We start from the raw sequence: 16432 nt of genomic DNA on the forward strand, positions 1-16432 counted from the left end.
ATTGGTCGAAATTGTGTCTGCACCGTAACGTTACAATTTTTTTGTTTTTGAAAAAAAACAATTTCGATTAAATTCATTGATGACAAAGACTTGCCAAGGATATTGATGATAAAAATTGATTGAAAAAATACCCTATTAGGGTTATATTAGTGTTGGTAGTCTTTTGTCTAAAATTAAAACTTTTTGTTAATTTATTTCAGATAAAAGCATTTATAAAAGATAGGGCGAATTAGAAGTTTCTATCTAAAATATGAGAAAGTGGGGGATTATATTGGCAAAGCGTTTTAAACTGCTCTTATTAACAGGTATATTAAGTATTGCAGCATTAGTAAGCGGATGTAGTAACATAGCAGTTTTGGATCCAAAAGGACCTGTTGCAAAAACACAAAGTGGACTAATCATGTACTCAATTATTTTCATGCTTGTGATTGTAGTAGTCATAATGATTTTACTTGCCGTTATGCTCGTTAAGTATCGCGAACGTACGAACTTATCAAACTACGAACCGAATATGCACGGAAGTTTAAAATTAGAAGTTATTTGGACGGTTATTCCGGTCTTAATCGTCATTGCCTTAACAGTTCCAACCGTTAAAGCAATTTATTCTTTAGAAAAGGCACCTAGTGTAACTAAAGATCAAAAGCCGCTTGTTATTCATGCAACATCAGCTGACTGGAAATGGTTCTTTAGCTATGAAGATAGCGATATTGAAACAGTTAACTATGTAAACATTCCTGTTAACCGTCCTGTTGAGTTTAAATTGGTAGCGGCTGACACAATGACATCTTTCTGGGTACCTCAATTAGGTGGTCAAAAATATGCGATGACTGGCATGCAAATGGACTTGTTCTTACAAGCCGATCATGAAGGTACTTATAAAGGACGAAATGCTAACTTTAACGGCCGTGGATTTGAAGGTCAAAAGTTTGACGTTGTCGCTCAATCTGATGCTGACTTTAATGCATGGATTAAAAAATCTCAAAAAGCGCCTAAACTAACTCAGGATAAATACGATAAAATGTTAATTCCTGGTCACGAAGAAGTACAAACTTTTAGTGGAACACATTTAGGTTTTGCTAATCATGTAACGGATCCGGAATATGTTTTCTATGCATGGAAGAGATATAACTATATCCCATTGAATCCGCACAACCCGAACCAAAAACAAGAACTTTCAGACAAACCTTTACTACCAGCACGTAGTAAAACAATTACAAATGCTCGATACACAGAAGATGGTAAGATGAAACATGGACCAACAACTGCTAAAACATCGCAATAAAAAGGATGTTTGAGAGCGAGATAATTTTTAACAATTCAGAGGAGGTTCAAAACAAATGGCGGACATTTTATCTGTATTAAGTGAGTACATCATTACTGGTGACCCACTTATACTGGGAGCACAAATTTCCATTGTTTTTGCTAGTATTGCGATAGTAGCAGGCTTAACATACTTCAAAAAATGGAAATGGTTGTTCAGTGAATGGATTTCAACAGTAGATCATAAACGCATCGGTGTAATGTATATGATTTCTGCAATTATCATGTTATTCCGTGGAGGCGTTGATGCATTAATGATTCGTACCCAATTGGCTTTGCCAGGTATGAAATTTTTAGATGCACAGCATTATAACGAGGTATTCTCGACACACGGTGTTATTATGATCATCTTTATGGCAATGCCTTTCTTACTTGGTTTAATGAACCTTGTAATGCCATTACAAATTGGGGCGCGCGATGTCGCTTTCCCAGTATTAAACAACTTAAGTTTCTGGGCGTTCTTCTTAGGCGCAATGCTATTCAATATTTCATTTGTTGTCGGTGGTTCACCAGATGCTGGTTGGACAAACTATGCGACACTTGCCACAACACCATTTAATGCAGGGTATGGTATCAACTTCTACTTACTCGGTATACAGTTATCTGGTGTGGGTACGTTAATGACAGGTATTAACTTTATTGTTACTATAATGCGTATGCGTACAAAAGGTATGACATTATTAAACATGCCAATGTTTACTTGGACAACTTTAATTACAAGTTTAATCATTATTCTAGCTTTCCCAGTATTAACAATTGCTTTAGCGTTACTTACATTTGACCGTTTATTCGGTTCAGCATTCTTCACACTTGCACAGGGTGGTATGCCAATGATGTGGGCTAACTTATTCTGGGTATGGGGTCACCCTGAGGTGTATATCGTTGCGATTCCTGCATTTGGTATCTTCTCAGAAATTATTGCAACCTTCTCTAAAAAGCGTTTGTTTGGTTACAACGCAATGGTTGGTTCAATCTTAGCGATTTCATTTTTAAGTTTCTTAGTATGGGTTCACCATTTCTTTACTATGGGTAATGGCGCGGCAGTTAACTCATTCTTCTCAATTACAACAATGTTGATATCCATCCCAACAGGGGTTAAGATATTCAACTGGCTCTTTACGATGTACAAAGGTCGAATTTCGTTTACAACACCAATGATATGGGCAATTGCCTTTATCCCTAACTTTGTTATTGGTGGGGTAACAGGAGTTATGCTTGCAATGGCAGCTGCGGATTATCAATATCATAATACGTACTTCCTTGTTTCGCATTTCCATTATGTTCTAATAGCAGCGACAGTATTTGCTTGTTTTGCTGGTTTCATTTATTGGTACCCATTAATGTTTGGGCATAAATTAAATGAACGTATTGGACGTTGGTTCTTCTGGTTCTTCATGATTGGGTTTAATGTCTGCTTCTTCCCTCAATACTTCTTGGGATTAAACGGTATGCCTCGTCGTATTTACACATACAGTGCAGCTGATGGCTGGACAACATTGAACTTTGTTTCTTCTATAGGAGCATTATTAATGGCGATTGGTTTCCTTATCTTGGCTTACAACATCTACTACAGCTTCCGTTATTCAAAACGTGAAGTTAGCGGAGATGCTTGGGGACAAGGACGTACGCTTGAATGGGCAACAACGTCAGCGATGCCACCATTCTACAACTTTGCGGTTGAACCTGAATGGAATGATCATGATGATTTCTATGCACAAAAAGAGAAAAATAAAGTGCGTCAATACACTGAAAAAGACTATAAACCAATTCATATGCCAAGTAATACATATTTTGGTATCGCGATTTCATTCTGTATGTTTATCGGTGCAGCTGGACTTGTATTCTACTGGTATTGGTTAGGAATTGTTGGTTTAATCGGTATCTTCGCTTGTATGATTTACCGTTCATTCACATCGGATGATGGTTATTATGTATCAGTTGAAGAAATTGCTGCAATTGAAAATAAAATCAAAGCAGATCAAGCAGCAGATAAGGGGGGTGAAGCATAATGTCAGCACATCAAACTGATGTCAATAAACCTTTGGAGTACCAAGATCATCAAGGTCGTTTAAATATCATTGGCTTTTGGATTTTCTTAGGTGCTGAGGTAGCGCTTTTCTCTACGCTATTTGCTACTTATTTCGTAATGAAAGCTGGTGGTTCTGATGCCGGCTTCCATCCAGCGGATATGTTTGAACTGCCCCTAGTATTAATTATGACTTTCTTGCTTCTTGCAAGTAGTTTCACATGTGGTCTTGCATTGCATGCCATGCGTGATCAAAAATGGGGTCAATTTATGACCTACCAAATCATTACGCTAGTATTAGGTATTGGCTTTGTTGGTTTTGAAATCTATGAGTTTGCACACTATGTTGGCGAAGGCGTAACATTAAGTGTTGGATCATATTGGTCATCGTTCTTTGTCTTACTAGGAACTCACGGTGCCCACGTTTCTTTAGGTATTTTCTGGATTATCGGGTTATTAATCCAATTTAAAATGCGTGGTGGAATGACACCTAAACTTGCTTCTAAATTCTTTGTTTCAAGTCTTTATTGGCACTTCTTAGATGTTATCTGGATCTTTATTTATACAGGTGTTTACTTATTCGGACTTATGCAATAGAAAAGGAGGTAAGGAATATTATGGCAGAAAAAACTTCAGCAAAATCACATAGTGGGTTTCCCTGGAAACACGTTATTGGGTTTGTTTTATCAATCGTTTTAACTTTGTTAGCCGCTGTTGCCGCTTATTCTGGTTTAAGCGTTAATATTATCCTTGTGTTTATCTTCATCATGGCATTTGTACAAGCAGGTATCCAACTGTTCATGTTCATGCATGTGAATGAAGAAGATGCGGATCACACGCAATTGGGGAACTTCCTCTTTGCGGCAGTTATCGCTGTTATTATTGTAATTGGCTCATACTGGGTTATGGAAATGGCTCACGCGAACCACCTTATGTAAGTATTACTCGCTGACTCTCTGCAATAGAGAGTCAGCATTTTTTTATCAAAAGATGGGAGGTTAACTATATGCCCTTTAAGCGAACACTCTTGATAATTTTAGAGTTGGTCATTGTCTTTTTCGTAGGTTGGTTTTTAAGACATTCAGTCTCAGTTGTGGCAGGAACAGCTTTGGTAATTATCGGAACACTCTGTGTTATGTGTTTATGGTACCTATATCCAAGAGTAACTGGCAAAACAAAGCCAAAGTGGCAAAAGATCGTGATGGTTATAGCTGACGTGAGTTTAGTAGCGATCAACGGCTTATTGTTGAAATAATCTGACTATTTGAATACTAGTCTCAGGTTGTTGACAAGTGCTTGTTTTACTGTTAATCTCGTAATTAATATTAAAAATAAAGGGGATGGATGCGCGGTGTGGGAAAATAAATTTGTTAAGGAAGGTCTAACATTCGACGATGTTTTGTTAGTTCCGGCTAAATCGAACGTATTACCAAATGATGTTGATTTAAGTGTTGCTTTAACACCGACTCTTAAATTGAACATTCCAATTATCAGTTCAGCAATGGATACTGTAACAGAAGCTAAAATGGCGATTGCAATGGCACGTCAAGGCGGGTTAGGTGTTATTCATAAGAACATGTCGATTGAACAACAAGCCGAAGAAGTTGAAAAAGTTAAACGTTCTGAAAGTGGCGTTATCATTGACCCATTTTATTTAACTCCAGACAATCAAGTTTTTGATGCAGAACACTTGATGAGTAAATACCGCATTTCAGGCGTGCCGATTGTTAACAATCGTGAAGATCGTATTCTTGTTGGTATTATCACAAATCGTGATATGCGTTTCATCCAAGATTATTCAATCTTAATCAATGATGTTATGACTAAAGAAAATCTTGTAACAGCAAAAGTAGGAACAACACTACAAGAAGCTGAACAAATTCTTCAAAAACACCGTATTGAAAAATTACCACTTGTTGATAATAAAGGTGTTTTGAAAGGTTTAATTACAATTAAAGATATTGAAAAAGTTATCGAATTTCCAAATGCAGCCAAAGATACGCTGGGTCGTTTACTTGTTGCCGCAGCTGTTGGTGTTTCTAATGATACTTTCCAACGTGCCACACAGCTTGTAAAAGCAGGTGTTGATGCTTTAATCATCGATACAGCACATGGTCATTCTGTTGGCGTAATGAAAAAATTCGAGGAAATGCGCGCTGCATTCCCTGACACAAACATTATTGCTGGTAACGTAGCGACAGCAGCTGCTGCTCGTGACTTATTTGACCTTGGTGTTGATGTTGTCAAAGTTGGTATTGGTCCTGGTTCTATTTGTACAACACGTGTTGTTGCAGGTGTGGGTGTTCCTCAAATTACAGCGATTAATGATTGTGCTTCTGTTGCTCGTGAATATGGTAAAACAATTATCGCTGATGGTGGTATTAAATATTCAGGCGATATCGTAAAAGCAATCGCAGCTGGTGGGAATGCAGTAATGTTAGGTAGTATGCTTGCAGGTACTGATGAATCACCAGGTGATACAGAAATATATCAAGGTCGCCGCTTTAAAACATACCGTGGTATGGGTTCATTAGCAGCAATGGAAAATGGTTCGAAAGATCGTTACTTCCAATCTAATACAGATGCTAAAAAATTAGTACCTGAAGGTATTGAAGGTCGTATGGCTTACAAAGGTTCATTATCTGATGTTATCTTCCAATTAATCGGTGGTTTACGTTCAGGTATGGGTTATACGGGTTCTGATAGTATCTATGATTTAATTGAAAATGCTCAATTTATCAAAATGACAGGTGCTGGCTTGCGTGAGTCTCATCCGCATGATATTCAAATTACAAAAGAGGCTCCAAACTATAGTATCCAAAGCTAGTTAAAACTAAAACAACTGTTTGAACAGTGTGAACTTAAAATTCCGTAAGGTATCTAAGTGACACCGTCAACAGTTGTTTTTTTGAATTAGAGGATAAAAAACTATCATTAAAAATGACTGTTTTAAAATGATTAAGGGGGACAAATAATGAAATTGATAATTGAGACGGATGTAATGGCAACGATGCGTGATGGTGTAAAATTGGCAGCTGATATTTATCGACCTGATGATAATAAACGTTACCCGGTTTTATTGAGTCGCCTACCTTATAATAAGACCTATTCATTTGATTTTATGAGACCACACGTCTTAGCGAGCCAAGGTTATATCGTTATTTTACAAGATGTACGTGGTCGATACGCATCTGAAGGTGTGTTTGAAGGCCCTTATATCGCGGAACAAACTGATGGTTACGATACTGTTGAATGGGCAGCAACATTGCCTTATAGTGACGGTAAAGTAGGCATGCTAGGCTTATCTTACTTTGGGTACACACAGATGCTAGCTGCGATGACGCAACCGCCACATTTAACTGCAATTGCTCCCACGATGAGTCAAAATAGCTTTACGGAGGTCAGTCAAGACCATAATGGTGCAACTGAACTATCAATGTGGCAAACATGGAGTTTAGAAAGTATCGCAGCCAACCTATTGGAAAGAACCTATACAGATCCTAAAGAATTGGCAACAAAAAGATTAATCTTACAAAATAACATTACGAATATTCCCTACACTTACGATAGTTATCCTTACGAACAGTGGCAACCTATTACCAGTCTATTTCCTGATTTTTACTTGTTTGATATGTACCGCAAGCCATTAACAGATCCATTTTGGGATAAAATTACTGTTAAAAATCAGTATGAGAAGGTCAAAACGCCTGGTTTGCACATCGCTGGTTGGTATGACTGCTTTTTAAAAGGGACGCTTGAAAACTTTAAAAATGGTCAGCAAAAAGGGTTGGGAGATCAGTTAATTATTGGCCCTTGGGTGCATGGTGATTTTAGTGCACGTAGTGGTGAACTTTATTATGGAGAGCAAGCACGAGCAGAACTCTATCGTTGGCACCTTGAATGGTTTAATCACCAATTAAAAGGTCTACCGTTGATTGATTCAACCCCCGTACGCTATTTTACAATGGGGACAAATGAATGGCATTCTGCAACGACCTGGCCTCCAGCGAACACTAAAGAAAAACGCTATTATTTAAATCGTCGTGAGCTCGTGTTAGAGCGTTCTGCATCAGAAAGTTCACTAAGTTATGAACACGACCCTAAAAGCCCTGTCAGGACACGTGGGGGTGTAACATTCATGCATGGGTTGGAAGTTGAGGGTCCGAAAGAGCAATTGCCAATTACTTCATTAAAAGATACGTTATCTTTTGAAACAGAAGCTTTAAAAGAGCCTTTGAATGTGACGGGGAATGTGCGTGTTTTATTGGAAGTAAGTACAGATGCTACCTCTGTTGATTTTACAGCTAAATTGAGTGACGTATATCCTGATGGTACAGCTTATAATTTAACAGATGATATTGTGAGAATAAAACACGTTAATAAAAATGAAAGATTCACCGTTGAAATTGAATTGTGGGGAACGAGTAATGTCTTTTTAGAAGGTCATCGTTTAAGGTTGGATATAGCTTCTAGTAACTTCCCACGCTTCGATGTTAATCCAGGAACGGGCGGTTCATTTTTCGATTCAACAGAAACAGTGGTAAGCAAACAAACAGTTTATGTGGGTGGCAACAACATTTCCCAGGTAATTTTACCGATTGTTACTTTTTGATAACAGGCTGTAATAGTCGTCATATCACTACTATTAAGGGTTGGAATGTGATAAAATAGCCTAGTAATTGCACAACTTAAGTGTGCGAATAAAATAGGAAAATATAAGATACTGGAGGCCCTTGATTACGATGTACTTTAAAAAAATCATTACGTTTATGTTAGTTACAGTAGTTGCAACAACATCATTCATTTTGCCTGCGCAAGCAGCGTCAAAAACAAAAGCACCACTTGATATTCAGGCAAATGCGGCCTTTATGATTGAAGCCTCAACTGGAAAAGTGTTATACAATAAAAATGGCGATAAACAATTAGGAATTGCTTCAATGACTAAGATGGTTACCGAATATTTATTGATGGAAGCTATTAAAGAAGGGAAAATTAAATGGGATGATCAATTACCAATTTCAAAATCAGCCTATAATGTTTCTCAGGATAATACACTTTCTAATGTACCTTTACGACAAGATAAAACCTATTCAGTTCGTGAATTAACAGAAGCAATGTCTATCTATTCAGCAAATGGTGCAACGATTGCAATTGCTGAAAAATTAGCCAATGGTGATGAAAATAAATACATTAATATGATGGATAAGTTAGCTGAAAAACTTGAATTGGGTCCTCATAATTTTGTGAACTCAACAGGTTTAAGTTACGAAGATATTCGTGGGAAAACAACTCAAAAAGATAAAGGTGAAAATGAATTAACAGCTCGTGGTGTTGCAAAATTATCACGTGCATTAATCCTTGATTATCCTGAAATTTTAGATTTTGCTAAAGTAGAAGAAAAAAGTTTCCAAGCGGGGACTTCTGATGAAATTAAAATGGAAAACTGGAACTGGATGTTACCAGGTCTGATAAATTCTGATAAGAACTTACCTGTGGATGGTTTGAAAACGGGGACCACTGATCATGCAGGCATGACGTTCGCCGGAACTGCTGAGAAGAATGGTATGCGTTTAATTACAGTTATTATGAATGCAAAAGATAAGAAAAATCCTAAAGACGAACATAGTGGTATTCGTTTTGTTGAAACGGCTAAAATGATGAACTATGGCTTTAACAATTATGATTTGATTAGTAAAGGGCTTGGTAACCAATTTAAAGTTAACGTTTATAAAGGCGATAAGTTGACTGAAACATTGACTACTCAAAAAGAACCGAAATTTGTTGTTCCTAAAAACGCTAAAGTTGAGACAGCTGCCAAAATGACTTTAAAAGAAGATAAAACAAATAGCAACGGTGAGCTTGTTGCGCCAGTTGCAAAAGGTACTGTTGTAGGCAAAGCAGTTGTTGCAGCGAATGATCCGTTTAACTATGGTTACCTCGATAATTCTGAGGGTGTAACAATTGATGTCATCACAGATCATGATATTGAAAAAGCCGGTTTTTTCCTTCGTAGCTGGCGAGTGACTAAAGACGGATTAAATGTTGCTAAAAACTACGTTGTTGATGGAGCTAAAGGTTGGTTTAAGTAGGTCTTTGTTATCAAGTTACTAATGAACCTTTCTATTTTTATGAAAGTATTGTAGAATGGTTGTAAGTTAATAGATAAAACGATGATAAGAAATAGTAATAGAGGTTGTTGTTGCAAAGAGAGTCAGTGGTTGGTGTGAACTGATGAATAACCCTTTATGAATCCATCTTTGAGTGAACAGTGGAATGAGCGTGCTCTATTAAATTGTTCCGGTGATAAGCCGTTAAACAAATTAAGTGGGAAAACAAAGCAATCGTTTTGTTTTCCAATTAGGGTGGCACCGCGATAGATACTCGTCCCTTCTTGTTATGACAAGAGGTAGGACGAGTTTTTTTATACACAAATTTATTTAGGAGGTTTTACAAAATGTTAGATATCAAGGTTTTAAGAACGGATTTTGAAGGTGTAAAAGCCAAATTGGCACATCGTGGTGAAAATTTAGGTGACCTCGAAAAATTTCCAGAGTATGATACTTTGCGTCGTGAGTTAATCATTAAAGCAGAGGAATTGAAGAGTGAACGAAACCGTGTATCGGGTGAAATTGCTAAGAAAAAGCGTGCGAAAGAAAATGCTGACGCTGAAATCGCTGCAATGCAAACAACAGGTGAAGCGATTAAAGCTTTGGATGAACAATTGGTGGAAGTTAATACTAAATTAAACCAATTAATGTTATCTATTCCGAATATTCCACATGAGTCTACACCGATTGGTGAAACAGAAGATGACAATATTGTTATCCGTACAGGTGGTACACCACGCGAGTTTAACTTCGAGCCAAAACCACATTGGGATTTAGGAACAGATTTAGATATTCTTGATTTTGAGCGTGCGGGTAAAGTAACAGGTAGCCGTTTTGTATTCTATAAAAAAGCGGGTGCACAATTAGAGCGTGCGTTAATTAACTTCTTTATGGACATTCATGCAAGTGAGCATGGGTATGAAGAGATGTTACCACCGTACATGGTAAACCGTACAAGTATGACGGGAACAGGTCAACTTCCTAAGTTTGAAGAAGATGCGTTCTTAATTGAGGATAACGACACTTTCTTAGTGCCGACAGCTGAAGTTCCTGTGACAAACTATCACCGTGATGAGATTCTTAAAGCGGATGAACTACCCATCAAATATGTAGCTTACAGTGCGTCATTCCGTTCAGAGGCAGGTTCTGCAGGTCGTGATACGCGAGGTCTTATCCGTCAACATCAATTCAATAAAGTTGAAATGGTTAAGTTTGCTAAGCCAGAAGACTCTTATGCGGAGTTAGAAACATTAACACAAGATGCAGAGGATATCCTTAAGCGTTTAGAGTTACCGTATCAAGTCTTGAGCATGTGTACTGCAGACTTAGGTTTTACAGCAGCTAAGAAATATGATATTGAAGTTTGGATTCCAAGCCAAAATGTTTACCGTGAGATTTCTTCATGCTCAAACTTCGAAACGTTCCAATCACGCCGTGCGAATATTCGCTTCCGTCGTGAAGTGAATGGTAAAGTAGAATATGTGCATACAATCAACGGTTCTGGTTTAGCAGTTGGCCGAACAGTCGCTGCAATTATGGAAAACTATCAAGAAGAGGACGGTACAATTACAGTACCAACAGCCTTACAACCTTATATGCGTGGTCTTAAAACAATCAAGTGAGAAGGAGTCGAATAAATTTTGTCGAAACAAATAACGTATTATTTTATCCGTCATGGTAAAACTGAGTGGAATGAACAAGGTTTAATGCAAGGATGGGGAGATTCACCGCTCATTCAAGTTGGAATTGATGGTGCTAAGGCAGTAGGAGATGTGTTAAAAGATGTTGATTTTAACGCTTGCTTTACTAGTACAAGCGGTCGCACACAACAAACCGCTGATTATATTTTAGCGAACCATTCAGATGTACCCCGTTATGCGAAACCTGATCTACGTGAAATGTACTTCGGTATTTGGGATGGAATGTCATCAACAGCAGCTAAAGAGTACGAAGAATTCCATACGATGCGTGACACACCCGCGAAGTATCGTGCGCAAGTAAGTGGTGGTGAAACCTATCAACAAATGTTAGACCGTACAATGCGAGTATTAAAACGTATTGAAGAGACGGATGTTGAAGGAAATGTTCTGATTGTTAGCCATGGTATGGTATTACGTCAGTTGATGTATGTACTAGGTGGTGGCGATTGGCGTGAACACCGTGATAAGAGTGAAAATATCCTTAATACGAGCATAAGCATTGTTGATTATAAAGATGATACATACACTGTTCGTGAAGTGAATAAGATAGACCACCTTGAAGGATTAGGGTTGGACTAAAAATTAAGTGAGTTAGTGTAATGGCTTAGTTTTAGATTACTTTATTTAAAAGCTAAAAGCTAAAAGCATCGTAATGACATGATATAAATGTCATTACGATGCTTTTTTTGGGTGAAATAGCAAATGCTCAGTTGAAAAATTGATAACCAGACGTTATAGAATTTCATCGTGCTTTTCCAATCCCTACAGTTCTGACCAGCATATTTTACTTTTAATATTTTCCAGTAAAAAAGCCAAACAACTACAGCAAAATTTCAAAAATAACATTTTGATAAAAAGAATCAAACTTTTATTTTCTCCAATTTTTTTGTAGCTGACCGTTTGTTTTTACTTTTAATGTTCTTGTTCTCTTAAAACGACGCGCATGATTTTACCAGAGTTTGTCTTAGGGAGTTCATCTACAAAACTAATTTTACGCGGATACTTGTAGGGTGCGGTAATCTTTTTAGTGAAGTCTTGTAATTCCTTAACTAGCTCATCTGAAGCGGTATAGTTTTCTGTTAATACAATGAATGCTTTGACGACAGCGCCGCGTAATTCATGTGGGCTTGCAACAACACCAACTTCTTTTACAGCAGGATGTTTGGTTAAAGCGTCTTCGACCTCAAAGGGTCCAATTGTATAACCCGAGCTAACGATGATATCATCGTTACGACCTTGGAACCAAAAATAATTATCGTCATCATAAGTGGCGCGGTCACCGGTTACGAAATAGTCGCCGCGGATAGCTTTAGCTAAACGTTCAGGTTCTTTGTGATAGGTCTTAAATAAGGCGGGATAACTGCGTAAAATAGCAATATCACCAACTTCACCTGGTTTTACACGTTGTCCATTATCGTCAATAACGTGTGTGAATTCTGGTAGGAGAGGTTGCCCCATTGAACCTGGACGAATTTCTGCATCTTTAAGTGTTCCGATAATCAATGTGCTTTCTGTTTGTCCATAACCATCACGAACTTTGAGCCCAAATTGATCGTTAAATATTTTGATGACCTCACGGTTGAGTGGTTCACCTGCTGAAACAGTGCTGCGTAAATCAGGTAGTGTGAAGCGTGAGAGTTGCTCAACTTTTGCAATTAAGCGGTATTCTGTTGGTGTACAGCATAACACGTTAATATGATGCTTTTCTAAAAGAAATAATTGTTTTTCAGCGTTGAAGCGACCTTCGTAAAGGAAACCAGTTGCTCCGCGTCCTAAAACAGATAAAAAGGGTGTCCAAATCCATTTTTGCCAACCTGGACCAGCAGTCGCCCAAACGATATCGGACTCACGTATGTCTAACCAGCGTTCAGAAGCAGTACGTAGATGGGCAAAACCCCAGCCGTGAACATGAACAACACCTTTGGGATTGCCAGTGGTTCCTGAAGTGAAACCAATCAATGCAGGATCGTTACTTTTGGTAACAATATTAGTAAAGTTACTATTTTCATTCGCACTTAGTAAGTCGAAATTTTCCCAGTTAGTAAGTTTTTCACCCACACTTATTTTGAGCGTTAACTCAGGACAATCGGCAGCTGCTTTGGACACTTCCTCGTGGTAATCATGATGAGAAATGACACCTTTAATGTCAGCGAGTTCAAAACGTAACTTCAAATCTTTTGCTTTTAACATTTCTGAACCTGGGCTAATAACAGCGCCAACTTTCCAAAGAGCGATATAAGCGATATACGTTTCAATTGAACGATGCATCATTACGAGAAACCCATCACCTTTTTTTACGCCTTTTTTAACCAAAGCGTTTGCAAGTTGATTCGCTTTATTGAGCAATGAACGATAGCTGATTTTTGTGACATCGCCATTGTCTTTCTCCAAAATAAGCGCTGTTTTATCTGAGTTGTATTTTTCAATGTCATCGACAATATTGTAATTGTCAGGTGCAAGTAAATCATTTAATTCCATTTTTTAACACTCCCTCTTAGTACCTGATACTAATGACAGGTTATCATTTTCTGACAATTGAGTCAACAGTTGAATCTCGAGAAATTTTAAGTAATATATGATAAATTAGAACAGAGACGTAAAAAGGAGTTAATTATGACGACAAAAGAAGAGTATATGCAGATGGCATTGGAAGAAGCAAAAAAAGCAGAAGCAATCGGAGAGGTGCCTATTGGTGCTATTGTTGTTTTTGAAGATAAAGTTGTTGGACGTGGACATAACTTGCGTGAAACGAGTCAAGAAGCAACGAGTCATGCTGAAATTTTGGCTATTCAAATGGCGTGCCGTGAGATTGGCTCATGGCGCTTGGAAGAATGCGATATTTATGTCACATTAGAACCTTGTCCAATGTGCAGTGGTGCTTTAATTCTTTCGCGTATGCGTAAAGTTTATTATGGTGCAGCTGATGAAAAAGCAGGTGTTGCAGGAACTTTAATGAACCTACTAACGGATGAACGTTTTAATCATCAATGTGAGGTGGAGTCAGGCGTGTTGGAAGAAGAATGTGGTCAAATATTAACGAACTTCTTTAGAGGGATCAGAGCACGACAAAAAGAAGCAAAACGGTTACGTCGCTTAGCTGCTGAAAAAGAATAAAAAAAACTCCATTTCTGGAGTTTTTTTATTGGTTTAATTTAATCACCGTTGAAGATTGAATTTTTTACAACGACATAATCGACGTTACGGATAGCATCTAATTTTTTCCCACCAGAGTAAGAAATTGCTGATTGTAAATCTTGTTGCATCTCAACAAGGGTATCATTTAGACTCCCTTTATTTTCAACATGCATTTTTTTACCTTCAACGTTTTTCTTTTCACCTTTTTGGAATTCAGAAGCGGATCCGAAGTATTCTTTATAGAACTTACCTGCGATTTCAATCGTTGTACCTGGTGATTCTTCATGACCAGCAAATAAAGAACCGATCATTACCATCGATGCACCGAAGCGAACAGATTTAGCGATATCACCGTTTGTACGGATACCACCATCGGCAATAATTGGTTTAGAAGCAGCTTTGGCACACCAGCGTAATGCTGCTAATTGCCAACCACCAGTTCCGAAACCAGTTTTAATCTTAGTAATACAAACTTTACCTGGTCCAATACCAACTTTTGTTGCATCAGCTCCTGCATTTTCTAGTTCACGAACAGCTTCAGGTGTTCCGACGTTTCCAGCAATAACAAAACTATCAGGTAAATGTTTTTTTAGATGTTTAATCATATTGATAACAGCGTTTGAGTGGCCGTGGGCAATATCGATTGTGATGTACTCTGGTACGAGATTTTGAGCTGCAAGCTCTTCGACAAATGGGTATTCTTCTTCTTTTACACCAATGCTGATTGATGCTATAAGTGATTTTTCATGCATTTGAGCAATGAAGTCTGCGCGTTTTTGCGGTTCAAAACGATGCATTATATAGAAGTAACCGTCTTTAGCTAATTTTTCGGCGATTGTTTCATCAATGATTGTTTGCATATTTGCAGGGACAACCGGTAGTTTAAATGTGTGTTTTCCTAAAGTAACAGATGTATCACACTCTGCGCGGCTATCTACGATGCATTTTGCGGGTATTAGCTGAATATCTTCATAATCAAATACGTTGTCCATAATATACACTCCTAAATACGAATGAAATTTAATCCGTAATAATAATTGTTCGTCCTTTAGTAATTTACACTATTTTGAGATAATTGTCAAAGATAGAAATTTATGAATAATCAATCATAAATTACCGGTTATTAATAGTTGGAAAAGGGAATTATAAAAAGGCCTCAACAAGTCATATTTTAGCTAAAAAAAACATTTTTTTGATGTTTTGCACAGTTATTAAGTAAATTGTGTCGGTTAGACAAGAAATAGATGTTATTTAGATGCAATTCGTTCACAAATATAGGTCTAAAGTCTTATCCTAAATGAAGTGATATGTTCTATTGTTGAGGTATGGCATTTTAGTATGTATTTATATATGAAATTTAATAGGTTCGGAGGAGAAAAAATGGATCAGTTACTATTAGCACGTTTTCAATTTGCATCAACTACAATCTTTCACTTTCTATTTGTTCCATTAAGTATTGGTCTTGTATTCATGGTTGCATTGATGGAAACATTACACGTATTTAAGAAAAAACCAGTCTATCGTAAAATGGCGATATTCTGGGGGCATTTATTCTTGCTCAATTTTGCTGTGGGTGTTGTTACCGGTATTATACAAGAGTTCCAGTTTGGGATGAACTGGTCTGATTACTCTCGTTTTGTAGGGGATGTTTTTGGTGCGCCTTTAGCAATTGAAGCACTCTTAGCATTCTTTATGGAATCAACATTTATTGGTATTTGGATCTTTGGACGTGATCGTTTATCACCTAAAGTTCATTTGATGAGTATTTGGTTAGTGGCACTTGGAACTATTTTATCAGCTTTCTGGATTTTAGCAGCCAACTCGTTCATGCAAGAACCTGTAGGTTTCCAAATGGTTAATGGTCGTGCAGAAATGAATGATTTTGCCGCGTTATTAACAAATCCGCAATTGATGGTGGAATTTCCACACGTTATTTTCGGTGCGCTTTGTACAGGTGCTTTCTTTATCGCAGGTGTCAGTGGTTTCCAAATGGCGAAAAAACGACACATGGAATTCTATAAACCATCATTACGTATTGCTTTGATTGTTGCATTGGTAGGAGCACTTGGTGTTGCATTTAGTGGGCATTGGCAAGGTCAGCACCTTGTAAAAACACAACCAATGAAAATGGCTGCAGCTGAAGG

At 37.6% G+C, this 16432-nt stretch carries 14 protein-coding genes and 1 other annotated feature; of the genes, 12 read left to right on the forward strand and 2 right to left on the reverse strand.

Annotation, left to right across the window (positions count from 1 at the left end):
- The first annotated feature begins 271 nt into the window (after positions 1-271).
- The 10 genes from qoxA to IKV95_RS06730 all read left to right on the forward strand — a co-directional run bounded on the left by qoxA (position 272) and on the right by IKV95_RS06730 (position 11732).
- Positions 272-1282: a cytochrome aa3 quinol oxidase subunit II gene (gene qoxA, locus IKV95_RS06685; protein ID WP_051457488.1), complete on the forward strand. Its 1011-nt coding sequence runs from the start codon at positions 272-274 to the stop codon at positions 1280-1282.
- Between the two features lie 55 nt (positions 1283-1337).
- Positions 1338-3329 carry a cytochrome aa3 quinol oxidase subunit I gene (gene qoxB / locus IKV95_RS06690; protein ID WP_069125017.1) on the forward strand — a complete coding sequence of 664 codons (1992 nt, stop codon included), beginning with the start codon at positions 1338-1340 and terminating at the stop codon, positions 3327-3329.
- A complete protein-coding gene (qoxC, locus tag IKV95_RS06695) occupies positions 3329-3943 on the forward strand; it encodes a cytochrome aa3 quinol oxidase subunit III (protein WP_029091321.1) in 615 nt (204 codons plus the stop codon). Before qoxB ends, qoxC begins: the two co-directional genes overlap by 1 nt.
- Before the next feature lie 20 nt (positions 3944-3963).
- Positions 3964-4284, forward strand: a complete 321-nt coding sequence (gene qoxD / locus IKV95_RS06700) for a cytochrome aa3 quinol oxidase subunit IV (protein WP_029091320.1) — start codon at positions 3964-3966, stop codon at positions 4282-4284.
- A 68-nt stretch (positions 4285-4352) separates the two neighbouring features.
- Positions 4353-4601: a hypothetical protein gene (locus IKV95_RS06705; RefSeq protein WP_029091319.1), complete on the forward strand. Its 249-nt coding sequence runs from the start codon at positions 4353-4355 to the stop codon at positions 4599-4601.
- A 96-nt stretch (positions 4602-4697) separates the two neighbouring features.
- Entirely contained in the window at positions 4698-6173 is a 1476-nt protein-coding gene (gene guaB, locus IKV95_RS06710; protein ID WP_069125018.1) for an IMP dehydrogenase, read from the forward strand.
- A gap of 147 nt (positions 6174-6320) precedes the next feature.
- Entirely contained in the window at positions 6321-7958 is a 1638-nt protein-coding gene (locus IKV95_RS06715; RefSeq protein WP_069135080.1) for a CocE/NonD family hydrolase, read from the forward strand.
- A gap of 130 nt (positions 7959-8088) precedes the next feature.
- Positions 8089-9435, forward strand: a complete 1347-nt coding sequence (locus IKV95_RS06720) for a D-alanyl-D-alanine carboxypeptidase family protein (protein ID WP_069135084.1) — start codon at positions 8089-8091, stop codon at positions 9433-9435.
- A 72-nt stretch (positions 9436-9507) separates the two neighbouring features.
- Positions 9508-9738: a binding site (T-box leader), on the forward strand.
- 62 nt (positions 9739-9800) lie between these two features.
- Entirely contained in the window at positions 9801-11075 is a 1275-nt protein-coding gene (gene serS / locus IKV95_RS06725) for a serine--tRNA ligase (RefSeq protein ID WP_029091315.1), read from the forward strand.
- An 18-nt stretch (positions 11076-11093) separates the two neighbouring features.
- A complete protein-coding gene (locus IKV95_RS06730) occupies positions 11094-11732 on the forward strand; it encodes a histidine phosphatase family protein (protein WP_029091314.1) in 639 nt (212 codons plus the stop codon).
- Positions 11733-12065: 333 nt separating this feature from the next.
- On the opposite strand, the gene IKV95_RS06735 is transcribed toward IKV95_RS06730, so the two are convergent.
- Positions 12066-13631 (reverse strand): acetate--CoA ligase, encoded by a 1566-nt coding sequence (locus IKV95_RS06735; RefSeq protein ID WP_069119792.1) that lies wholly within the window; start codon positions 13629-13631, stop codon positions 12066-12068.
- 135 nt (positions 13632-13766) lie between these two features.
- Here IKV95_RS06735 and tadA point away from each other — a divergent pair, with 135 nt between their 5' ends.
- Complete coding sequence (tadA, locus tag IKV95_RS06740; protein ID WP_069119794.1) at positions 13767-14267, forward strand: tRNA adenosine(34) deaminase TadA; 501 nt, start codon at positions 13767-13769, stop codon at positions 14265-14267.
- 38 nt (positions 14268-14305) lie between these two features.
- Here the strand turns inward: tadA and guaC are convergent, their stop codons facing one another.
- A complete protein-coding gene (gene guaC / locus IKV95_RS06745; protein ID WP_029091311.1) occupies positions 14306-15280 on the reverse strand; it encodes a GMP reductase in 975 nt (324 codons plus the stop codon).
- Positions 15281-15668: 388 nt separating this feature from the next.
- Here guaC and IKV95_RS06750 point away from each other — a divergent pair.
- A partial coding sequence (locus IKV95_RS06750) for a cytochrome ubiquinol oxidase subunit I (protein WP_287451550.1) occupies positions 15669-16432 on the forward strand: 764 nt, incomplete at its 3' end.

Source organism: Brochothrix sp. (assembly GCF_017549435.1).
GTDB classification, from domain to species: Bacteria; Bacillota; Bacilli; order Lactobacillales; family Listeriaceae; genus Brochothrix; species Brochothrix thermosphacta.